Raw genomic sequence first — 21,101 nt, 5'->3', positions numbered from 1 at the left:
CCTCCGCCGTCCGGTCAGCCGCCCAGGCCCGGCGCGCGCGTCCCGTAGAGGCCCGTCGCGATCCGGTGCCCCAGGTCGTCCGTCGTCCACCGCTTCTCGCGGTTGTCGATCGTCGCGGCCTCGTGCCACCCCCGCATGAGGTGGATCTTGTCGTGGATGGCGCGCAGCACCTGCCCGCTGACGTGCTGCGCCTCGTCGGAGGCGAGCCAGGCGACGAGCGGGGAGCTGCCCGCCGGGTCCATCGGGTGGTACTCGTCCTCGGCGAGGTCGTCGGGCTCGAACGCCTTCATGTCCGCGCTCATCGTGGCCGTCAGCCGGGTCATGCCGCCGGGACCGACGGCGTTGACCGTGACGCCGAATCGGGCGAGTTCGAGGCTGGTGGTCAGGGTCAGGCCGACGATCGCGGCTTTCGCGGTCGCGTAGTTGGACTGGCCGAAGTTGCCGCTCAGCCCGGCGCCCGAGGTCGTGTTGATGACGCGGCCGGTGAACCGCTCCCCCGCCTTGGCGCGGTTGCGCCACTGGATCGCGGCGAGGTGGGTCATGAGCCAGGTGCCGCGGACGTGGACGCGCATGACGGCGTCGAAGTCGGCGGCCGTCATGTTCCAGATGACCTTGTCACGGGCTATCCCGGCGTTGTTGACGACGATGTCGAGTCGGCCGAAGTCGCGTACGGCGCGCTCGACCAGCGTGGCGGCCTGTTCCTCGTCCGCGATGTCCGCGTGGTCGGCGACCGCCTTGCCGCCCCGCTTCGTGATCAGCTCGACCACCGCGTCGGCGTCGCCGCTGCGGCCCTCGCCCCGGACGTCGCCGCCAAAGTCGGCGACCACGACGGTCGCGCCGTGCTTGGCGAGTTCCAGGGCGTGCCCTCGTCCGATGCCGTGTGCCGCACCGGTGACAATCGCGATTTTGCCGTCCAGCAGTCGCCGCTCCACGAGCCCTCCGCACGTCACGATCGACCAGATATTGAAAATAATATATACAACATCTGGCCCATGTACGGCGCCCGGGCGGACCGAGGGCGCCGAAGAGACGTGCGGAGGAAGGCCATGGCGACACTTCGTCACACGCCGCGGACCGTACGCCGTCACCCTCGCCCGTGCGGGAGCGGCCGTCACGCCGTTCATCGGGTCAGGACCACCACGGTCCGGCTCGAGGTGACCAGCCCTGTGCGCGCCGCGTCAATCTGGTTGGCCGCGTGGCCGCGGAGCCGGCGGACGGCCTCCAGGGTCAGGTTCAGGCCGTGGATGCAACCCTCGCCGATGAGGCCGCCGTTGGTGTTGGTCACCGCCTTCGCGTAGACCAGTTGTCAGGTCTTGTCAGCCGGGTGCCGGGTCGGTGGCCCGGTCAGGCACCCGGCGAGCCGTCGTCCGCGCCGGGCGCCGCGCCCAGGACGCCGGCCGCCCGCAGAGCGGCGATCTCCCCTGTCGACAGGCCGAGTTCGTCGCGCAGGATCTCCTCGGTGTGCTCGCCCAGCCACGGCACACGCCCCGCCGCGGCCTCGGCCACCTTGGAGAGCCTGACCGGGTTGCCCGGCATCATCACCGGCTCGGGCACCCCGTCGGTGCGCGGCATCGCCACGACCATGTTGCGGTTGCGGACGTGTTCGTCGTCGATGACATCCCCCGCGTTGTACACCGGTCCGGACGCCACCCCCGCCGCGCCCAGCGCGGCGCACGCCTCCGCGCGCGACTTGTCGGCCGCCCACGCCTCGATACCGGGGCGGATCACGTCGTCGACGCGGTCGAACCAGTCCTGCGGCCCGGCCAGGCGCGGATCATCCGGCCACTCGGGACGGCCGACCAACTCGGCGAGGCGCCGGAACATGTGCGGGCGCCCGCACTGCACGATCACATAGCCGTCGCGGGCCGCGAACGCGTGGTTGATCAGCGGGGCCAGTCCCCCGTCCTTGAGGCCCATCGACCAGTAGCTGATGCCGGTGTCGTTGAGGGCGACCATCGCGTCGTACATGGAGATGTCGACGTACTGGCCCTCGCCGGTCAGGTCGCGGTGCCGCAGGGCCGCGAGCACCCCGATGACCGCGAACAGCGCCGACCCGGTGTCGCCGAGCGCGCCCATCGGCGACACGGTCGGCGGGACGCCCGGCACGCGCTTGAACTCGTAGAGCCCGGCCATGCCTTCGGCGATCGGCGCGTACGCGGGCCAACCGGCGTACGGCGTCTCGGTGTTGCCGAACCCCGACACCGACAGGTAGACCGCGCGCGGGTTGATCGCGGCGATGTCCTCGTATCCCAGCCCCAGGCGCCCGGCGACGCCGGTGCGGAAGTTCTCGCAGACGATGTCCGCCTTCTCGGCCAGCCCGCGCACGACCGCCAGGCCCTCGGGGGTCTTCACGTCGACGGTGATGCTGCGCTTGCCCAGGTTGTTGCGCAGGAACGTGACACCGACCCCGCGCCCATCGGGATCCCTCATCGCCGGCAGCGACCCGCGGCCCGAGTCCCCGATCCCCGGCGGCTCGACCTTGATCACCTCGGCGCCCAGCCGCGCGAGCATCAGCGTCGCGTACGGCAGCGCCTGCATCTGCTCGACGGCCAACACCCGAATCCCGTCCAGCGGTTTCCCGAAGCGCTCCAACCCGCCGCCCGCGCCACTCTCGGATGTCACCACGCCACTCCCGCCCGTTCTCCGAACCGCAGATCCATGCAGAAAGTATATTGAATACAATTCACAGCCACAGAGTCCGGCTCCGCGGCGGCGTACGCCTCCACCGGCGACGAGCGGCGTGGCGCCGGCGGACACGCCGGCACCATCACCCTCCGATCACGAGGGCGGGGGCCGCTCCTCGGTCTGTCCGCCGTGGACGACGGACTCCGCCGTCAGCCGCATCGGCGCTTCTCCCTTGTCGCGTGCCACGCGGTCACACCAGCTCGAAGACGACCGACAGCCCCTGCCCGCCGCCGATGCACAGGGTCTCCAGGCCGTACCGGGCGCCCCGGCGGTGCATTTCGCGGGCGAGGGTGGTGAGGATGCGGCAGCCGGTGGCGCCGACGGGGTGGCCCAGGGAGATGCCCGAGCCGTTGACGTTGGTGCGGTCCCATTCGGCGTCGGTGAACTTCCACTCGCGCGTGCACGCGAGCACCTGGGCGGCGAACGCCTCGTTGAGTTCGATCAGGTCCATGTCCGCCAGGGTCAGGTCCGCGCGCGCGAGCGCGGCGGCCGTCGCCGGGACGGGCCCGATGCCCATGGTGCGCGGCGGCACACCCGCGACGGCCCACGACACCAGGCGGACGAGGGGGCGAAGCCCGTGGCGCTCGGCCTGCTTGGCGGTGGTGACGAGGCACACCGAGGCGCCGTCGTTCTGCCCGCTGGCGTTGCCCGCGGTCACCGTCGACTCGGCATCGTCCCGGGAGCGGACCGCGCGCAGCGAGGCGAGCTTGACGAGCGATGTGTCGGCGCGGGGGTGCTCGTCCGCGTCGACGACGGTGTCGCCCTTGCGCCCGCTGACGGTGACCGGCACGATCTCCTCGGCGAAGCGGCCGTCACGCTGCGCGGCGACGGCCCGTTCGTGGGAGCGCAGGGCCAGTTCGTCCTGCTCCTCGCGGCCGATGGCGTACTCGCGCCGCAGGTTCTCGGCGGTCTCCAGCATGCCCCCGGGCACCGGGTGGTCGCGCCCGCCGGCGGTCACGCGACCACGCGCGAGGCGGTCGTGCAGCGCGGTCTCGCCGCCGCGGACGCCCCACCGGACTCCCGTGGTGTAGAACTCCGCCTGGCTCATGGACTCGGCGCCGCCGGCGATCACGAAGTCGCTTCCTCCGGAGGCGACTTGCAGCACCGCGTTGACCACGGCCTGGAGGCCGGAGCCGCACCGGCGGTCGAGCTGGTAGCCGCCGACCTCGACGGGCAGCCCCGCGTCGAGCGCCGCGACGCGGCCGAGGCCGGGGGCTTCCCCGTTGGGGTAGCACTGGCCGAGGATGACGTCGTCGACCAGGTCGGGCGCGATGCCGGTGCGGTCGACGAGCCCTCGGATGGCGGTCGCCGCGAGGTGCGTGACCGGTACGTCGCGGAACACCCCTCCGTAGCCGCCGACCGCGGTGCGCACGGGCTCGCAGATCACGACGTCTCGCATGGCCGGCCTCGGCGTCGCCATCATGGGCTGCCCCTCTCCTGTCATTAATGTATACAATTTTCAGATCTGACGGAATGTCAAAACGCACTGGTTGCCGGGTCGCACGGAACGCGCGGCCCGGCGCCCGCCCGCCTCGTTCACATGCCCCGGCCGCCCGAGACCTCCAGCACCGCGCCCGTCACGTAGCTCGCGAGATCCGAGGCGAGGAACAGCACGCCGTTCGCCACTTCGGCGGCGGTCCCGGCCCGCTGGAGGGGGACTTCGCGTTCCTTCGCGGCCCAGATGTCCGCGCGCATGGCCTCGGTCATGGGGGTGCGGATGAGACCGGGCTGCACCGCGTTGACACGGATGCCCAGGTGCCCGAGTTCCTTGGCGGCGGCCTTGGTCATGCCGACGATGCCGGCCTTGGCCGCGCTGTAGTTCGTCTGCCCGGGGTTGCCGACCTTGCCGCTCAGCGACGAGATGTTCACGATCGCGCCGCTCCCCTGCTCGCGCATGACCAGCGACGCGGCACGCAGGCCGAGCCAGGTGCCCTTGAGGTGGACGTCGACGACCGTGTCGAAGTCCCGCTCGGTCATGCGGCGCAGCGTCGCGTCGCGGGTGATGCCGGCGTTGTTGACCATGATGTCCACGGCGCCGAACTCGTCCTTGCAGGTACGCACCAGCGCGTCGACCCGGTCGGCGTCGGTGACGTCGCAGGACGCCCGGCGCACGTCCGCCCCGGAGGCGGTCAGGTCGTCGGCGGCCTTGTGAAGGGCCTCGGCGTTGAGGTCGCCGAGCACGACGCGTGCCCCCTCCGCCGCGAGCACCCTGGCGATCTCCAGGCCTATGCCCCGCGCCGCACCCGTCACCACCGCGGCACGTCCGTCCAGCAGTCCCACGAAGCCTCCTTGTTCCGTGTTGGTCGTTGTCGTCAAGGTGTTCGGGCCGTGGTCATGCCCGCCTCGCGTGAACAAATGTCTCCCGGCGGGATGTTGCTCGGTGCGGCCCACGAAGTCCGTGGGCGGTCACAGACGTTCCGGCACCAGCGCGGATCCCATGCCGCCGCCCGCGCACATGGAGACACAGCCCAGCGACGCGTCCCTGCGCCGCGTCGCGCCGAGCATGGTGACGATCATCCGGGCTCCGGTGGCGGCGATCGGGTGGCCGAGGCCGCACCCGCCGCCGTTGAGTCGGCGATGGTGACGGCGGCCCTTTCGGCGGCCGGGGCCAGGGCGATGCCGCGGCCGATGCCCTGGCCGGAGCCGGTGACAATGGCGGTTCGTCCGTCCAGTGTTCCCACGGGTGTTGCTTTCGTTCCGTGGTGCGTGTGTCCGGCTGCGCCCGCCCGGTCGTCGGCGCGGTCGGCCCGGCCGGTGTCAGCCGTCCGCGCGGTCCAGGAGGCTTCCGACGGCCGGGAGCAGGGAGTGCCACAGGGAGGTGACAACGCGTCGGCGGAATCGCCAGTGGCCGTCGGTTCCCCGTGTGCAGGTGTCCTCGTAACGGACGAGCATCTGGAGGTCGTACGGCGTTCCGTCCGGGCCGCGGTGCAGGTGGTGGGCCGTGCCGGAGGCCTCGGCGCGGGCGGTGTCGCCGGTGACGCGGGCGCGGTGGTTGCCGACGATGTGAAAGGTGGCGGCGTACCGCGCGGCGAGGGCCCGGGTGAGTCCGGGCAGGGCCGAGGCACCGTCGAAGACGGCCGTCGGGTCACGGCGGTCGCCGCGATGCACGCGCACCACGGCGTCCTCGGTGAACAGCGAGACCAGCAGACCGGCGTCGCGGGCGCCGACCGCGGCGGCGTAGCTCTCGGCGAGGTCGCGCAGGGCCAGCCGGTCGGCGGCGGGCCCCGCGGAACGTGCGGACGCGGTCATGTCCACAGCCGCTCCCAGCGCCGGCCGAGGTCGGCGACCCATCCGGGGGCGGTATCGGGGTCGCGTACGAACGCCGCGACGGGCACCGAGACTTCGCTCACCCCGAGCGCGGCCAGCTCGGGCGCGCCGACGAGCGTGCGGTCCCACATCGCGCGGCGCGTCACCCGGGCGGCCGAGACGATCACCGACACCGTCGGCGGCGTCGCCCCGGACGGATGACGCACGTCGCCCGGGGATGGGCGTCCGCGTCGTGTCCGGGCCGAGTGGGCGGTCGGTTCTCGGGGCCGCCGTGGTCGCGTTCGAGGTCGCGTTTGAGGACCTTCCCGGTGACGGAGTACGGGAGTTCGCCGAGGAAGACCACAGGGGCCGGGACCTTGAACGCGGCCAGTGCCGCGGCGGTCCAGGTGCGGATGGCGTCCGCGTCCAGGTGTGCGCCGGGGTGGAGCACGACGCAGGCCTTGACCTCCTGCCCCAGGACAGCGTGCGATGCCGCGATGACGGCCGCGTCGGCGATCTCCGGGTGCTCGACGAGGCGGTTCTCGATCTCCACGGGACAGATGTTCTCGCCGGCCCGGACGATCAGGTCGCGGCGGCGCGATTCGAGGTGGAGCCGTCCGTCCGCGATACGGCCGAAGTCGCCGGTGCGGTACCGGCCTTGGGAGTCGAGCGACGCACGGTGGGCCGCTTGGCGGCGGGAGCGCCCGACCGCGCGCTCTCCACGGCTCCACCGAAAACCGCCGCCCGAGCCGCGTGGACGACGTTGCGGTGGGCGAGCACCGCGCCCTTGGCCCCGGCCTGTGGTGCCGCTGGTGAACAGCAGCAGTGCGAGGGCGTCCTCCGGAATCCGCGAGCCGGAGGGAGCCGGTGTTCCGACTCGGCTCAGACCGGCCGCGCCGCGGCGGCCTCGGCTTCCCTGAGCTTGGGTTCGACCAGGTCGATGAGGCCGTCGCAGACGCGGTAGAGGTCGCGCAGGCTGCGGCCGTGGTAGATGGACGCGGTCAGCATGGTGGTGAAGGTCGACCAGATCATCATGGTCACGTCGTCCGCCTGCCGGCGGCCGAGCACCTCCAGTTCGCGGGACAGCGACCGCATGCTGATGCCGCTGAACTCGACGTAGAGCTCGCGGGCGCGCTCGTCCGCGGTGTGGGTCAGCAGCATCAGCACCTTGAAGTACTGCGGATGCTGTTCGAACGCGGCGATGCTCGCGTGGACACGGTGGCGGAGGCGTTCGACGGCGGAGCGGGCGATGGTGCTCCGGGCGCGCTGGTCGGTGTGCAGCGGGCCGATCCAGTCCAGCATCACGGCGGCGTACAGGTGTTCCTTCGACCCGAAGTAGCGGTACAGCGTGCCCAGCGCGACGTCCGCCCGGGCGGCCACGTCGCGCATCTGGATCTGCTCGTACTCCTGCTCGTCGAGCGCCGCCCGTGCCGCCGCCACGATGCGCTTGCGGCGCTCGCGCTGGTACGCGGGCATCGGCGCCGGGGCGGCGGTGCCCTCGACGGGCTTCTGCTCGGTCACGCTCACTCCCAGTCCGTGGGAAGGGTTCGTCGCGGGCGACCGGCCCGACGGGCGCGGAGGCCGCCGCGGGCCGCCCGGCGGGCCGCGCCCACCGCGTCAGGCGCATTGTAGGAGCCGGTTTCCGTTTCGACGTGATCACCCCGTCACCCCGCCCTCGCACCGGTGCCATCGCGGCGGTCCGAGGATGCGCTGCGCGATGACGTTGAGCTGGATCTCGACCGTTCCGCATGGTCGCCGCCACGCGCGACAGTTGGTCGCGCGTCGTCCCGTTGTACGAGCCGAAGGACACGGTCACGGTTTCCGCGGTTCGCGCGATCCCCGGCGTACGCGGTCGCTCGCCCCGGGCGCGGACACCGGACGATCCAGGAGCGGCGAACAATCCCGGCACGTGTGGGAGCAACTGGCCGCCGCGCGAACCCTGGACGCCAAGAAGGCTCTCGTCGCCGCCGCTCAGAAGACCTGGACGGCCCAGTCGAGCGGACCCGGCGAACTCAACCGCACATCGAAGCCGCTTGACCCTCAAGGGCACGCCGTACCCAACGAGAGCCCGGCAAAAAACGCGAGGCCAGGACTCGCACCCGTCGCCTCCCACGGTGCCCCACCGGAAAGCCCCACACCCACGCTCAACCGCGGCGATTCGACGGCTCCCCTGACCTCACAGCGCGAACATCGCGGTCGTCACCTGGACAAGGGCCCCCAGAAATCAGCCCGCCTGTCCCCCTGACCCACCCCCACCACCCGCCGACCTCGACGTAGACCGTCCCGCTTCACCCCAGTCGCTGCTCGGATGCGGCGCCCCGACCGCGTCGACACCGACCCTGCCGAACGCGCCTCGCGACGGACGCGGGTCCGTCAGGAAAGTGTCAGGATGCGGCGGTTGCCGGGCGGGCGGTTGGTTCGGAGGGGTACACAGAAAGGGTGGAGGTGTGTCATGTCCCGTTATATCTCGCGGGCGCGGATCGCGCTCGCCGCCGCCTTGCTGGTGCCGCTCGCGGTCGGTGCCGTGCTGATCCCGTTCCGGACTGACATGTCGAACACCCATGTGGCGCTTGTGCTGGTGGTCGCCGTCGTCGCGGTCGCGGCGCTCGGCAGCCGCGTCGCGGGCGCGCTGGCCGCGCTGGTCGCCGCAGGGTGCTTCGACTTCTTCTTCACCCGGCCGTACGAGCACTTCACCATCGACAAGTCCACCGACGTCGCCACGGCGCTGCTGTTGCTCGCCGTGGGCCTCGCGGTGTCGCAACTCGCCGCCCGGGCCCGCACGTTGAGGGTCATCGCGATCACCAACGCCGACTACCTGGCGCGGATCCGGGACACCAGTCGCGTCACCGGATCCGCGACCTCCCCGGACGCGGTCACCGCCCACGTCCGCGACGAACTCGTCGACGTCCTCCATCTGCGCGGCTGCCGCTTCGAGTACGGCTCGCTCCTCGGCCGCCACCGCGTCTGGAACGCGACGGCAGCGTGGTCGTGGGCCGCAGGACCTGGGACGTGGACACCCTCGGCTGGCCGGGCGAGGAGATCGAGTTGCGCGTATTCCACAACGGGCGCTTCCACGGCCGCTTCATGATGCAACCCACGCGGGGAAGCGCTGTGGCACCGCTGCAGGCGCGCCTCGTCGCGGTGAACCTCGCGGACCAGGCGGGCGCCGCGTACGACCTCGCGGGCACCCCCGCCTCGGTGGGGTGACGACCACGCCCACACCCGAATCCGCGGTCGCCGATGCCCCGACGTCAGGGCTCGTACGTCCCGTACCGGCCTCGCCCGACGGCCCTACCGGACGAGAATCCGGCACCCCGTTCGCGACGGCACGGGACCCCGGCCGCACAACGCCCTCACGATGCTCGCGACAGCCCCGCACCACCAGGCGTTGGATCAGGTGCCCGCCCTGTCACCGCCGACCGAGGACTCCGTCCTGGTCGGCGCCACGTCTCGGCCCACCCACACACCCAGCCTCACGAGCACCCGCGTTCGACAGCAGCACACGGTCGACAACCCTCGCGCCGCCGCAGCGCGCCGTCCGACCGAACGAGACGGAAACTGTCACAGGCACTTACGGATGCTGACGCGCGTCATCGCGCCGCCTCCCCCGAGCCGCCGAACCGGCGAAATCGTCACCTCCAGCATGCGCCCGCCGACCACCAAACGTCCACGGCGAAACGCGTCGACGTCGGACGCGGCACCGCACCGCCGCGGCATTGGGCCGCCCCGAAGGGGCATTCGGCACTGTCCGATTCCGCACCACCGCGGTTTCATGGAGGTATGACGCCGAGGAGGTGGCACAGTGATCGGCATCGGTGTCGTGGTCCTGGTCGCCATAACCGCGCTGTACGCGGCATTGCCAGCGCACACCCGGCGCCGTCTCCTGCCGAGGCGCTTCTCCCGGCACCGACCACGCGGGTTCGTGTGGAAGGCGTTCAACGCCGATGGGGCGGTTCGGGCGTTGGAGGAGTCGGAGCGGACCTACACCGCCGCGCTCGGCAGCGGATCGATGCCTGCCAGTACATACCGCGAGGCGATGGAACGCTTGGCGCGCCTCGACGAGCGCCGACCGGTCCGCGTACCCCAAGCCCGCAACGTGCGACGACCTTGACGGGGTCGCGGCACGTTCTTCCCACTTCTCGGCCCGCGGACGCCGTGTCCGCCTGTCCACGCGACAACCGGAGACCCTGATGTCGGGCCGCCACCGCGCACTGCGGGGCCGCGCGTCCGAGGTTTTCGTGGCGGCGGGTCGCTGAGTGGAACGCGGGTGTGGACCCCACGACAGGTGCGGCGCACGCTGGTTGCGGCATTGATCGGACGCGGCCTTGTCCGCCTGAGCCAAGCGGGGTCGCAACGTGGCGCTCTACTGCCGCCTGTGCGGTGTGCGTACCGATGGCGCGGAACGTCTTGGGGTCTACTGCCCCGGACCGCGCTGCGGCACGGATCTGCGCGCCGGAACGCACGGCGTGGTGCAGGCCTGGTGTGAGCCCGACCGGCAGCGGGGGCGGCCGGGGCGTACCGCGACGGTACGCCTGACCGTCCGCAACGCCGGCAACGTCGCCGATTCGTACCGTGTCGAGCCGATCGAACAGGTCGATGGGGAAATCGAGATCAACGAGGCGGCACTCGCCGCACGGCTCGCACCCGGCAGCGTCCGGACCATCGAGATCCGCTACACGCCACGGCCCGACCGTGTGGGGCTCGCCCTCGACGTCGCGTCGCGATTCGGTGTTCCGGGCGCGGACCTCGTGCAGGAGGCCGACGACGCGTCGTTCGTGCGGTACGGCGTCGCGCTCCGGGTTGTCTCGCGGGCGAACGCCTCGGCGTCGGCGTGCGCGGCGTTTGCCGTGGACGTCCCGGGGCGGCTGCGCATCGACACGGACCCGCCCGCCACGACCGCGGGGGGACGTCGTTGGCTCCTGATGTCCGTCGTCGGTGCGATGCTGGCCCTCGTGGTGGTCGCCGTGGTCGCGCTGGTCGGCGGCAAGGATGAAGACAGCGTCCCCACCAGAGCATCCGACGCACAGGTGATCGCACCGGCGCAGCCGACCGACACCACAAGCCTGGTCACCGGCGAGTCCCCGGGCAAGCCCGTCCCGCCAAGCGACAAGCCGAGCCGGGACGAGCCTTCGGCGGCGCCACCCTCGTCACCGGACAAGTCCAAGGTGGGAGGGAAGGTCACGCCCGCACAGTGGGTCACCCTGCCCGACCTGACCGGCAAGACCTCGGACGAAGCCGAGAGCGTCCTGAAGGAGCTTGGCCTGACCGCGGACGGCGAATTCGTGGCGAACACCGGCCCTGCCTCACTGACCGTGCTGAGCACGGTGCCCACGGGCGGCACCAAAGTCGCCCCGGGCAGCCAGGTGTTCGTGCGGTTGTCCGACGGGCGCGCGGAGGTCCCCGACGTCGTCGGCGAAGCGGAGAAGGACGCGAGTGGGAGACTGAAGAAGGCCGGGTTCACCGTGGTCGGCACCTACACCTTCGACGAGAACACCCCACTGGGGCAGGTGATCAGCAGCGACCCGCCGGCCGGTAAGTCACAACCCTACGGCTCCCAGGTGACCATCACCGTGTGCGCCGCCCCGTCCCGTCCCAGGTGAGGGCCGACGGAACGGCCACGCGCCTCGTGGGCGTTCCCCGCCACGTCCGCGCCACGCTCCGTGGGCCACCGGCGAACCACTGAGCGGGCCACACGAAGGGGGCGCTCAGAATGTCGCGGCAAGCACGTGGCTGATCTCGGCTGCGGCCGCTTGTAGTGGCCGGGCGATCCGGGCGAAGGGCTGGCCGCTCGTGCGGCCGGTGACACCGACGAAGCCCGCCGCTGAGCCGTCGGGTGCGCGGATCGCCGTGGCAATGCAGTAGTAGCCCAACGCTCCGTGCTCCGCCTCCTGAGCCACACCCGTGTCGCGCACGTGGCCGAGAATCGCCATGAGCTGCGGCCACGAGGTGGGGGTGTACCGGGTCATGGGCCGCAGTGGACGCGTTCGCAACTCCTCGACCAGTTCGGGGCGTTCGGCAAGGACCAAGCGACCGACGGCGGTGGCGGGGAAGACAGGGCTGTTCAGGATGATCGGCCACGAGCCGGGCGCGGCGTCGAGGACGCGGTTGGCGCCGTACACGACACTCAACTGGGTCACGGCGTCGTCCGTGCACGTGCTGACCCACGCGATCTCGCCGGTGCGGACCAGCAGTTCTTGCAGGTGCGGGGCCGCGGCACGCACGAGCCCTCGCTGGGCCGCCGCACGCATGCCCAGGTCGAGCGTGTGGCTCCCGAGGCGGTACCGGTCACCGATGCGTTCGAGCAGGCGGCGCCGTACGAGGTCGGCGGCGATGCGCCGTACGGTCGGTTTGGGGATGCCGGTGTCCCGGGTCAGCTCTGCCAAGCCGACCGGGGTTGCGCGGGAGGCGACGGTGTCGAGGATCGCGAAGACGCGTCCAGCCACGGTGTGGTCGTCCATGAGGGCCACTATCCACCGTGTGGGCGGGGTGTGTTCAGTCCGATGGGTCACTCAGTGGTACGAGAACGCCGCCACCGTCAGGGATGGGGGCCGGAACGGGTCTCACACGGCGACGAGATCAACAACTGCCGCAACGACACGACACGATCCACGTCCCGAAGCTAGCCGAGCCCGTCCTCTGAACCCGACCGTCGGCGAGGAGCCCGCCGCGAAGCACCCGGACGGGCCAGCCTCAAGCGCCTCCGCGTCAGCCACGAAACGCAATATTCGCGAAACGGTCCCCGCGGGGGCCAAACACACCCCCCGGTCCACAGAGTTCGCTTTCCAATCCCCCGGCAACGTCAAGTGCTCGGGCCGACCTCCTCTGGGTTGACGGCGGACCTCGAGGAGTCGGGCGTATCCGACCGGGCGCGGCGTACCGGTGGCCGTGTCTCCGCTGATTCTGCCGCGACGATTATCAGAGGTGCGCGATACGGTCCCGCTATGGCAGCCAGAATTGATTTGACTCTCGATTGCGCGGACGCGCGGCTTCTCGCCGAGTTCTGGAAGTCGGCCCTGGGATACGTGGACGAGCCACCGCCCGCTCCCTTCAGGACCCGCGAGGAATGGCTCGCACAGTTCGACCTTCCGGACGACGATTCCGCGGACGACGGCGCGTGGCTTTGCGATCCTGACGGCGTCGGCCCTCGGCTCAGCATTGTCAGGGTCTCCGAGCCGAAGACCGCGAAGAACCGACTTCATATCGACGTCCGGGTGCCGGGACACGGCGGCCCCGGTGAGAAGTGGGCGCGCATCAAGGCCGAGTCCGAGCGGCTGGTCGCGGCGGGTGGCGCCGTCTTGGCGGAGTTTGAGGGGCACCATATGGTGATGGCCGACCCGGAGGGAAACGAGTTCTGCGTTGCCGCCGCCTCGGCTTGACGTCGACCCGGTGCGGAATCCCTCTCCGCGGCTCAGACCCCCGTCCGAATGCTTTCTCGGACGGCGGCGCGGTCGATGCCCGGCTCCGCCATGAGTTCCGCCGCGGGATCCGGCTGCTCGCAGTCGAGCAGGGCCAGCAGAAGATGCTCCGGTGTGATGCGTCGGCCGCCGACCCTCCTCGTCTCGGCCAAGGCGCGTGGGAGGACGGCACGGGCGCCGGTGGTGAACGGGGTGCGCTTGCGTGAGGCGGAAACCGGCAGCCGCTCGATGCCCTGGACATCGATGCCGACCGCGGCCGACGCGGACCGGTCGAGGACATCGAGAGCGGCACGCGCGGTTTACCGCCACGTGTCGGCACGATCGGCAGGTGATGGCGCACGGCGACCGAACCACGCCGGCGGTCATGTTCGTCGTGTGGAGCAAGGGGCGCCGCTGCGGCACTCGCGTCGGGGGCTGGTCGCCGGTTGCGTCTCACGTGGGGACGGAGCCGCGGTCGAGGCGGGTGGCCAGAGCGGCGCCGCTGCGGCGCAGCCAGTGCGGGGCGTCGGCCTGGGCCGCGGCGGAGGATCCGGCGAGGCGGGTCAGGTCTGCCGCGGCGATAACGCCGCGGGGAAGTGGTGCGGCCACGGATCCGGCGGCGATGGCGAGAGGTGGGCCCGACGCTTGTGTCACCGCGTGGAGGACGGCGGCGACGACTTTTCCGTTCAACGAGGTTGCGTCGAAGCGTCCTTCGCCGGTGACCACGAGGTCCGCCCCGGCGATCGCGTCGTACAGGCCCACCAGTTCGGCGATGCGGACGGCACCGGACGTCAGGGTCGCGCCGCACGCGGCGGCGAGGCCATACGCCGTGCCGCCGGCCGCGCCCGCGCCGGGCCGCGTCGGATCGCCGCCGAGGACGGAGGCCAGGCGGCGCAGGCCGGCTTCGAGGGTCGCGATGTCCTCGGGTGTCGCTCCCTTCTGCGGGCCGAATGTGTGAGCGGCGCCCCGCGGGCCGAGCAAGGGGTTCCGGACGTCGGTGAGGACCTGGATGCCGCCGGGCGGCGTGGCCGCGAGGGTCGTGAGGTCGGCGGAGGCCAGCCGGGACAACGGCCCTCCTCCCGGGGGAAGCACCTCTCCCGCGTCGTCGAGGAAACGGGCTCCGAGGGTGCTCAGCGCGCCGGTGCCCCCGTCGGTCGAGGCGGATCCGCCGACCGCCACGACCAGTGCCGTCGCTCCCGTACGGAGCGCGTCGGCGATCACCGCGCCGAGACCCGCGGTGTGGGCGCCCAAGGGGTCGGGGCTGCCGAGCAGCGGCAGTCCGCACACCGAGGCGAGTTCGACGACCGCGGTGCCGTCGGGCAGGTCGAGCCACGATCCGTCGACCGGAGAGCCGTTCGGCCCGGGGACGCCGGTCACCAGGACCCGCACGGCACCGGGGACCGCTCGCGCCACCGCGTCGAGGGTGCCCTCGCCGCCGTCGGCCATCGGCAGGATGATCACGTCGTCGTGGGGACGGACCTCCAGCCATCCGGCGGCCAGCGCCTCGGCCGCGGCGGCGGCGTCGACCGTCCCTTTGAACGCGTCGGGAGCGAACAGCACGCGCATGGCAGACAGGTCCCCTTGCTGAAGCGACGCCCTTGGTTTCGGCGAAGCGTAGGGAAAACCGAACAGGCGAATCAATGAGAAACGACCCACAACATCGATTCATGCGGGACATCAATCGGCGTGATGCCGGGAGCCTGAATCCGGCCCGGGCCGCCTCGGTGCGATGGGATACGGTGCGGCACCGGACAACCGGACCGCGAGCGTGCCGGGTTTCCGGGACCCGCCTCGGGGCGGCGTGCTCCGCGCGGGAACCGGTGCATCATTGCCCTGCCGGCCGCGATGGGATCTCGGCGGACGCCAACCGGGAAAGGCGGAGACGCGGTGGACTTCAAGCAGCTCACGGCGCTGATCACCGTGGCCGAGGCCGGCAGTGTCACGCGGGCCGCGGAGCTTCTGGACCTGGTGCAACCCGCCGTCACCCAGCGGATCATCAGCCTGGAAAAGGAACTCGGCATCCCGCTGTTCGAACGTACCCAGCAGGGAATGCGGCCGACCGAAGCCGGAACGATCATGGTGGACCATGCCCGCCGCGCCCTGGACGAACTCAAGCGGGCCCGCGTCCGGTTGCAGCCGACCGGCGTGCTGACCGGGACGGTGACCGTGGGTCTCCTGGAGAGCACCGGCGACGCGCTGGGCCGACCGTTCCTGTCGTTGGTGGCCCGCGAGCAGCCCCACATCAATCTGCGCGTCATCACCGGACATTCCCGGCAGCTCCAACGCGGGCTGGACGAAGGGGACTTGGACGTGAGCCTCTTGGGCGGGCCGCACAGGGCCACGTTGCTGAGCGCCGCTCCCCTGGTGAGCGACCGTCTGTGGGTGGTGGCCCCGAGGAGCGACGATCTGCGCCCCGACGAGCCCGTGCCCTTCGCGGCGGCGGTCGAACGGCCCCTCGTGCTGCCGCCGCGGGACCACGCGCTGCGCACGCTGATCGACATGACGGCCGACGACGCGGGGGCCGCGTTGACCATCGCCGCCGAGGCGAACTCCGTGCGCATGCTGAAGCAGTTCGTCCTCGCGGGGCACGGCTGGACCATCCTTCCCGGAGTGGCGATCGCCGACGACCTCGCCGCCGGTGTGGTCCATGCCGCGCCCGTCTGTCAGCCGGACCTGGAGCGCACCGTCATCCTGGGCACACCGAGGGGCCGCAACGCCTCGCCCGCCGTGCAGATGGTCGGCCGACTGCTGACCCGCGGGATCAAGTCGGTCGTGGCGCAGGGCGGGTGGCATCCGAACGTCTGACCGCCCGTGCACGTCACGCCGGGCGAATGCGGACCACTTCGAAGAGGTCGAGGACGGGCAGGTCGACGACGAGTGCTTCCCCGCGTCTCCGGGTGGCGAGTTCGCGAGCGGCGACCAGGGCGTCAGCCCGTGTGCTCTCCGTCGCGTCGCGGAGCACGAGGCGGCCGTGGGCGATGGGGACGTGGGGCCCGAACGAGCGTCGCCGCGCGCCGGTCTGGTTGAGGAGGTGCACCACGTACCCCTCGTGGTCGCGGCCGAGGACCAGTTCGACCTGCTCGGGGAGTTCCGCGGTCACCCGGACGCCTGCGAGCGGTTCGACTACCTTCAGGAGATGGTCCCGTACCTCGGTCTTCGCGAACTCGTGATAGGTGCGCCCGACGGTCCAGGGGATCATCGCGGACAGGCCCGACCCATACCTGGTCGAAGCGACGGCCGGGTCGCCGCCCGGCGTGTGGCCGTAGGCCAACTCCGGTGGCCCCCACGGGGCTTGCGTGATGATGGCCCCGGTCTTGGTGCTGCCCGGCTTCCAGACGTAGCGGGCGTTCGTTCCGAACACGGGGACGACCGAGCCCGCGAACCGCCCCTCGTCGGTGTGGGGTTGGGCGTCCAGCGTGGCGTACGTGGCCCAGACCTCCTTGCCGGCCAGCGCGTTGCCGATGCGGCGGCGCGCCGGGCAGGACGCCGTCTCGGCGCCGCCGTCCGCGGTGATCCCGCTGTCGCCGGTGCTCAGCAGGTTGCCGCCGCGCGCGACGAACTCGTCGAGTTTTCGGGCGACTTCCCAACCGATGGCCGCGACATCGGGCAGCACGACGAGCCGGTAGCGCTCCAAGGCCCCCGCGCCCGCAATGGCGGCCAGGTCGCCGAGCGGCAACACGTCGAACGGGAGGTGCTTTTGCTGGAGTGCCGCGTATATCCCGCGGAACTCCTCCAGCGTCTCCAGGTAGGTCGCGTGGCCGCCCCGCCCCATGCCCGGCCGCACGAGTCCGATCGTCGCCGCCGGTCGCAAGTGCGCGTACAGATCACGATGTTCGCGATGGAACCGCGTCACGCTCCGCGCCGTCGACACGCTCTCCATCGGGAGCCGTCCCGGCGCGCCGAGCACGTACGTCGACGGGTTCCCGCCGCGCGCGATCGCCTGGAGCAGGTATTGCGCGACGTGTTCGGGCTGTTCGGCGCCCATGCGGTAGGTCGCGTCGATATGCGCCGCCGCGTTGAGGACCAACGGGGAGGTCGGCCGAGACGCCACATGGGCACTCACGGCCTCCGCCACCGCATGGGGCCACAACTCCTTGCCCGGCATGTGCCGAAAGGCGTTGTTGCCCTCGTGGTACGCGATGCCGCCGCCGCGGGGCAGGATGAGCGCGAGATCCCGATCGCGCGGCGCCGTGTGGTCGGTGTATTCGCGCGCGAGTCCGGCCAACGTGGCCTCTTTGTAACGCAGCCACAGCGGCAAAGCCGGGGAGTCGACACTGTCGGGCAGGTCACGGCCGCCGCTGAATTCCGCGAACCGCTCGACGCACGAACGACATTGGCACACGCCGTGGACGACTTCGCTGTAATCGCGCTCGTTGAAGTTGAACCAGTTGAAGAAGAACCCGTCCACGGGATAGCGGTCGAGGATTTCGTCCAGGATTTGCAGCGCGCACTCCTGGTAGTACCCCCCGGAGGGGCAGGTGCTGAAAAGCGCGTTGTAGACCTGCGGTTCGCCGGTCGCGGAGGTGAACAGCCACTCGGGGTGCGCGGCGGCGACTCGGGCGTCGACTTTGGACAGGTCGAGGCGCGCGATCACGCGCACCCCTCTTCTTTGGGCCGCGGTCACGGCATCCCCCACCAAATCGCCGGACGGCCGGTCGGCGAGGAAGGGGTTCCGTGTCTGGTACGCGAGGTCGGTCGGATGGAACGCCACGATCCCACCGGCGTTGAGCAGCCAGGTGTCCGCTCCGTGGCTCTCGATGACGTCGAGGGCCGCCTCGACGTCCATCGTCGCGTCGATCTCCTGGAGGTTGGTCTGGAAAACCGTGAACGGCTCCCGCCACCTGCTGCGCGGCGGGCGGGAGGTGGTTCGCGTGGGCATGGGAAGCTCTGTCTCTTTCTGTCAGGGGGCCGCGGCGTAGAACCGGCTCAACTCGCCAGGTCGCCGGGAACAAGCCGCAGTGCCGAGTGGTCGCTGTCGCCGAGCCCCGCGTCCACCGCCGCGTTCATGAGCCCGTGCACCAGGCTCGCCCCCGGCAGGGACACGCCGAGCCGGGAGGCCGCTTCCGTGGCGAGCCCCAGATCCTTGCGGTGCAGCCTGATGCGGAAGCCCGGTTCGAACTCGCGCTTGATCATGCGCGGCCCGTGCACCTCCAGGACGCGCGAGGACGCGAATCCGCCCATCAGCGCGCTGTGCACGGCGTCGGGATCCACACCGGCGGCCTCGACGAGCCGCATTGCCTCGGCGACGGCCTCGATGGTCATGCCGACGACGATTTGGTTCGCGATCTTCGCCGTCTGGCCGGCTCCCACGGCGCCGATGTGGGCTGTCCGCGAGCCGAGGACCTCGAGGATCGGCCTGGCCCGGTCGACGGCGTCCGGATCGCCGCCGACCATGATCGACAGCGTGCCGTCGCGTGCTCCGATCTCCCCGCCGGACACCGGGGCGTCGAGGTAGGTGGCGCCGAATCGCCCGGCCTCCTCCGCGAGTTGCCGTTCCGCGGCCGGGGAGATCGAGCTCATGTCGATGACCAGGGTGCCCGGTCGCACCGCACCGAGGACCCCGTCCGCGTCGCGCATGACCGCTTCGACGTCGGGCGTGTCCGGGAGCATGAGGACGACCACGTCGCTGTCGCGGGACGCCTCCGCCGGGGATGCCGCGTAGCGCACCGACGTGCCCAGCACCTCGCGGGCGGCGGGGGTGTCCCGGTGGACGGTCAGCCGGTGCCCCGCCGCGACGAGGTTGGCGGCCATCGGACGTCCCATCACGCCCATGCCGATGAATCCGATGTCCATGTGTGTCTCCCAGTTGGTCGAGGTCACGCCGGGGGCTCGTCGTCGGATCGGTTCAGGGCGTTGGCCGCCACGAGCCCGGCCACCACGCCGGGCACCGCGGCCGGTGCGAGGTGCGCGACCGACGGAAGGATCTCCAGGCGGGCGTGGCTCAACGACCGGGCGATGAGGCGCTGTTCGGCGGGTGGCGTCGCCGGGTCCTCGGCGCCGCCCACGACCAGCGTGCGGGCGTGGATCCGCGGCAGGTCGCCGCGCACGTCCGCCTCGGCGAGGACGTCGCAGCCGACCGCGTAGCCTTCCGGGTCCGTCGACCGCAGCATCGCGGCGTGGGCGCGGACGACCTCGGGGTTCCGAGTCCGGAACTCCGGGGCGAACCAGCGGTCCAGGACGGCCGGTGCGATCGCGTCCATGCCGTGCCGTCGGACCGTTTCCGCGCGCTCGATCCAGCTCTGGCGCTCCAGGACCCCGGCACAGCACATGACGGCCAGGGACGCGACGCGGTCGGGGGCCCGGCTCGCCGTGCGGAGCGCGAGCATGCCGCCGATGGAGATGCCGACGAGGTAGGCGCGCTCGACGCCGGTCCTGTCGAGGACGCCGAGCAGGTCGTCGACGAGGTCGTCGAGCCCCGCGGTCGCCGCGTGCTCGGTGGCGGTCCCGTGACCCCGCTGGTCGTAGCGGACCACATCGAACGAGTCGGTGAGCGACGGAACGACGCCGTCCCACATCGCCGTGGTGGTGCCCAGGGAATTGAGCAGCACGATCGTGCCGGAGGCACCGGGGGATCCGGTCGCACGGTCGATCACGATGCCAGGGGTGACCACCGGGCCCTTGGCGGCTGTTTCATTTGATGACACGAAACTTCCTGACCATCGATCGGACATCCGATTCCGGCGGGCGGGCACTCGGGACGAACAGCGGGAGCGCGACGGCCGCTTCGAGGCGGCCCACCCGACCGACGCCATGCTCACGTGCGTCGGTCGCGCGTGTACGCGTCGCGCTCCGTCAGCCTGTTCAGCAGCGGCTCGCCGGCTCGGTAGCGCCGGATGTTCTCGACGATGATGTCGATCGAGCGCTGGGTACGGTCCGGAACGCGCGGCGTCATGTGGGGAGTGATCACGACGTTGGGTGCGTCCCACAGCGGCGAGTCCGGCGGAAGCGGCTCGGGGTCGGCGACGTCGAGCCCCGCCCCCGCGATCTCCCCCGCGTGCAGGGCCTCGACCAGGGCCGACTGGTCGATGACCGCGCCGCGCGCCATGTTGACGAGGTAGGCCGAGTTCTTCATCGCGGCGAACTCCTCGGCCGCGAACAGGTGGTGGGTGGCATCGGTCAACTGTGTCGCGAGCATGATGACATCGGATTCCCGCAGCAGCGGGTCCAGGGTGTCACCGCCGTCCGCGGACAACATGAGGTCGACGTCCGGCGCCTGCTCGACCGCGCCGCGCCGGTAGACGATCACGCGCATGCCGAACGCCTTGCCGAGGCGGGCCATTTCCTTCGCGGTGTGGCCGAAGCCGACAATGCCCAACGTCTTGCCCCACAGCGCGAGCCGGTGCTCGAAGCCCTCGGGACCGTGCCAGCGGTGTGCGTCCTGCATCGCGAACAGCCGTCGGACGTCGAAGGTGAGCGCGAGGGCGAAATAGAACCCGTGCTGGGCGAGTGCGGGCGCGGAGCGGCCGGCCGACCCCGTCACGGCAAGGCCTCGCGCGAAGACCTCGGGCCGCGCGGACCTGGTGAGACCGGAGTGGTCGCAGTGCACCCACCGCAGCCGGGGCGCCTTGATGTGCCGCTCGTCAAGGTCTCCGCCCAGGACGGCCACGTCCGCGTGTGCGAGGGCTTCGGCGATGCCGTCGGAGTCCCAGGGCGGCACGTGCACGAACCGTGCCGGGGCGAAGGCGTCACGAAGCTGCCGGATCTCGCCGGGCTCGAACATGACGGTCGCCAGGACGCTTTCGATCCCGCGCTCCTGCTGAGTGTCACCCATGTCAC

21 protein-coding genes and 1 pseudogene are annotated in these 21,101 nt (G+C 71.3%); 5 read left to right on the top strand and 17 right to left on the bottom strand.

The genetic code is table 11. The annotated features are described in order from the left end of the window. Nucleotides 1-14: 14 nt before the first annotated feature. The 10 genes and pseudogenes from LO772_RS32325 to LO772_RS32280 all read right to left on the bottom strand — a co-directional run bounded on the left by LO772_RS32325 (nt 15) and on the right by LO772_RS32280 (nt 7,452). Nucleotides 15-932 carry an SDR family NAD(P)-dependent oxidoreductase gene (locus tag LO772_RS32325; protein WP_231775582.1) on the bottom strand — a complete coding sequence of 306 codons (918 nt, stop codon included), beginning with the start codon at nt 930-932 and terminating at the stop codon, nt 15-17. Between the two features lie 188 nt (nt 933-1,120). Further along, on the bottom strand, nt 1,121-1,285 hold the full coding sequence (locus LO772_RS32320; RefSeq protein WP_231775581.1) for a hypothetical protein: 165 nt from the start codon (nt 1,283-1,285) through the stop codon (nt 1,121-1,123). A 59-nt stretch (nt 1,286-1,344) separates the two neighbouring features. Next, nucleotides 1,345-2,622 (bottom strand): CaiB/BaiF CoA transferase family protein, encoded by a 1,278-nt coding sequence (locus tag LO772_RS32315; protein WP_231775580.1) that lies wholly within the window; start codon nt 2,620-2,622, stop codon nt 1,345-1,347. A gap of 253 nt (nt 2,623-2,875) precedes the next feature. Then, entirely contained in the window at nt 2,876-4,084 is a 1,209-nt protein-coding gene (locus LO772_RS32310; RefSeq protein ID WP_231775579.1) for an acetyl-CoA C-acetyltransferase, read from the bottom strand. Nucleotides 4,085-4,221: 137 nt separating this feature from the next. After that, complete coding sequence (gene fabG, locus LO772_RS32305; protein ID WP_231775578.1) at nt 4,222-4,965, bottom strand: 3-oxoacyl-ACP reductase FabG; 744 nt, start codon at nt 4,963-4,965, stop codon at nt 4,222-4,224. Nucleotides 4,966-5,091: 126 nt separating this feature from the next. Next, nucleotides 5,092-5,244 (bottom strand): annotated as a pseudogene (locus LO772_RS32300) (acetyl-CoA C-acyltransferase); the annotation flags it as partial. A gap of 198 nt (nt 5,245-5,442) precedes the next feature. Next, on the bottom strand, nt 5,443-5,934 hold the full coding sequence (locus tag LO772_RS32295) for a nuclear transport factor 2 family protein (protein ID WP_231775576.1): 492 nt from the start codon (nt 5,932-5,934) through the stop codon (nt 5,443-5,445). After that, a complete protein-coding gene (locus LO772_RS32290; RefSeq protein ID WP_231775575.1) occupies nt 5,931-6,125 on the bottom strand; it encodes a hypothetical protein in 195 nt (64 codons plus the stop codon). Before LO772_RS32290 ends, LO772_RS32295 begins: the two co-directional genes overlap by 4 nt. Continuing rightward, the gene (locus tag LO772_RS32285) at nt 6,116-6,484 is read right to left on the bottom strand and encodes an AMP-binding enzyme (protein ID WP_231775574.1); all 369 of its coding nucleotides are present in this window, start codon (nt 6,482-6,484) and stop codon (nt 6,116-6,118) included. The genes LO772_RS32290 and LO772_RS32285 overlap by 10 nt, the downstream gene beginning before the upstream one ends. Nucleotides 6,485-6,813: 329 nt before the next feature. Further along, entirely contained in the window at nt 6,814-7,452 is a 639-nt protein-coding gene (locus tag LO772_RS32280; RefSeq protein ID WP_231775573.1) for a TetR/AcrR family transcriptional regulator, read from the bottom strand. A 931-nt stretch (nt 7,453-8,383) separates the two neighbouring features. Here LO772_RS32280 and LO772_RS32275 point away from each other — a divergent pair. The 3 genes from LO772_RS32275 (at nt 8,384) to LO772_RS32265 (ending at nt 11,531) form a co-directional block, all read left to right on the top strand. Next, complete coding sequence (locus LO772_RS32275) at nt 8,384-9,019, top strand: DUF4118 domain-containing protein (protein WP_331717292.1); 636 nt, start codon at nt 8,384-8,386, stop codon at nt 9,017-9,019. Between the two features lie 714 nt (nt 9,020-9,733). Further along, on the top strand, nt 9,734-10,042 hold the full coding sequence (locus LO772_RS32270) for a hypothetical protein (protein ID WP_231775572.1): 309 nt from the start codon (nt 9,734-9,736) through the stop codon (nt 10,040-10,042). A gap of 271 nt (nt 10,043-10,313) precedes the next feature. Further along, nucleotides 10,314-11,531 carry a PASTA domain-containing protein gene (locus LO772_RS32265; protein ID WP_231775571.1) on the top strand — a complete coding sequence of 406 codons (1,218 nt, stop codon included), beginning with the start codon at nt 10,314-10,316 and terminating at the stop codon, nt 11,529-11,531. A gap of 105 nt (nt 11,532-11,636) precedes the next feature. On the opposite strand, the gene LO772_RS32260 is transcribed toward LO772_RS32265, so the two are convergent. Continuing rightward, entirely contained in the window at nt 11,637-12,389 is a 753-nt protein-coding gene (locus LO772_RS32260) for an IclR family transcriptional regulator (protein ID WP_231775570.1), read from the bottom strand. A 483-nt stretch (nt 12,390-12,872) separates the two neighbouring features. On the opposite strand from LO772_RS32260, the gene LO772_RS32255 reads away from it, so the two are divergent. After that, complete coding sequence (locus tag LO772_RS32255; RefSeq protein ID WP_231775569.1) at nt 12,873-13,307, top strand: VOC family protein; 435 nt, start codon at nt 12,873-12,875, stop codon at nt 13,305-13,307. 32 nt (nt 13,308-13,339) lie between these two features. On the opposite strand, the gene LO772_RS32250 is transcribed toward LO772_RS32255, so the two are convergent. Together LO772_RS32250 and LO772_RS32245 are read right to left on the bottom strand one after the other, a co-directional pair. Further along, nucleotides 13,340-13,498 carry a Clp protease N-terminal domain-containing protein gene (locus LO772_RS32250; RefSeq protein WP_231775568.1) on the bottom strand — a complete coding sequence of 53 codons (159 nt, stop codon included), beginning with the start codon at nt 13,496-13,498 and terminating at the stop codon, nt 13,340-13,342. A 280-nt stretch (nt 13,499-13,778) separates the two neighbouring features. Next, nucleotides 13,779-14,891, bottom strand: a complete 1,113-nt coding sequence (locus LO772_RS32245; RefSeq protein WP_231775567.1) for a glycerate kinase — start codon at nt 14,889-14,891, stop codon at nt 13,779-13,781. Between the two features lie 321 nt (nt 14,892-15,212). Between LO772_RS32245 and LO772_RS32240 the strand changes: the two genes are divergently transcribed. After that, nucleotides 15,213-16,130: a LysR family transcriptional regulator gene (locus LO772_RS32240; protein WP_231775566.1), complete on the top strand. Its 918-nt coding sequence runs from the start codon at nt 15,213-15,215 to the stop codon at nt 16,128-16,130. 13 nt (nt 16,131-16,143) lie between these two features. Here the strand turns inward: LO772_RS32240 and LO772_RS32235 are convergent, their stop codons facing one another. The 4 genes from LO772_RS32235 to LO772_RS32220 all read right to left on the bottom strand — a co-directional run bounded on the left by LO772_RS32235 (nt 16,144) and on the right by LO772_RS32220 (nt 21,096). After that, nucleotides 16,144-18,204 (bottom strand): alpha-amylase family protein, encoded by a 2,061-nt coding sequence (locus LO772_RS32235; protein WP_231775565.1) that lies wholly within the window; start codon nt 18,202-18,204, stop codon nt 16,144-16,146. A 47-nt stretch (nt 18,205-18,251) separates the two neighbouring features. Beyond that, on the bottom strand, nt 18,252-19,145 hold the full coding sequence (locus LO772_RS32230; RefSeq protein WP_231775564.1) for an NAD(P)-dependent oxidoreductase: 894 nt from the start codon (nt 19,143-19,145) through the stop codon (nt 18,252-18,254). After that, nucleotides 19,142-19,969 (bottom strand): alpha/beta fold hydrolase, encoded by an 828-nt coding sequence (locus LO772_RS32225; RefSeq protein ID WP_231775563.1) that lies wholly within the window; start codon nt 19,967-19,969, stop codon nt 19,142-19,144. Before LO772_RS32225 ends, LO772_RS32230 begins: the two co-directional genes overlap by 4 nt. Nucleotides 19,970-20,079: 110 nt before the next feature. Further along, nucleotides 20,080-21,096: a D-2-hydroxyacid dehydrogenase gene (locus LO772_RS32220; protein ID WP_231775562.1), complete on the bottom strand. Its 1,017-nt coding sequence runs from the start codon at nt 21,094-21,096 to the stop codon at nt 20,080-20,082. Nucleotides 21,097-21,101: the final 5 nt, after the last annotated feature.

This window comes from Yinghuangia sp. ASG 101, assembly GCF_021165735.1.
Lineage (GTDB): Bacteria > Actinomycetota > Actinomycetes > Streptomycetales > Streptomycetaceae > Yinghuangia.
Note: the sequence above shows the minus strand (reverse complement) of the source record. Positions and strands in the feature narration are given on the sequence as shown.

Excerpts from the sequence above, each read along its gene's own strand:
- LO772_RS32310 (WP_231775579.1), bottom strand. The coding sequence starts at position 4,084 with ATGCGAGACGTCGTGATCTGCGAGCCCGTGCGCACCGCGGTCGGCGGC.
- LO772_RS32295 (WP_231775576.1), bottom strand. The coding sequence starts at position 5,934 with ATGACCGCGTCCGCACGTTCCGCGGGGCCCGCCGCCGACCGGCTGGCC.
- LO772_RS32275 (WP_331717292.1), top strand. The coding sequence starts at position 8,384 with ATGTCCCGTTATATCTCGCGGGCGCGGATCGCGCTCGCCGCCGCCTTG.
- LO772_RS32260 (WP_231775570.1), bottom strand. The coding sequence starts at position 12,389 with ATGGACGACCACACCGTGGCTGGACGCGTCTTCGCGATCCTCGACACC.
- LO772_RS32255 (WP_231775569.1), top strand. The coding sequence starts at position 12,873 with ATGGCAGCCAGAATTGATTTGACTCTCGATTGCGCGGACGCGCGGCTT.
- LO772_RS32245 (WP_231775567.1), bottom strand. The coding sequence starts at position 14,891 with ATGCGCGTGCTGTTCGCTCCCGACGCGTTCAAAGGGACGGTCGACGCC.
- LO772_RS32235 (WP_231775565.1), bottom strand. The coding sequence starts at position 18,204 with ATGCCCACGCGAACCACCTCCCGCCCGCCGCGCAGCAGGTGGCGGGAG.
- LO772_RS32220 (WP_231775562.1), bottom strand. The coding sequence starts at position 21,096 with ATGGGTGACACTCAGCAGGAGCGCGGGATCGAAAGCGTCCTGGCGACC.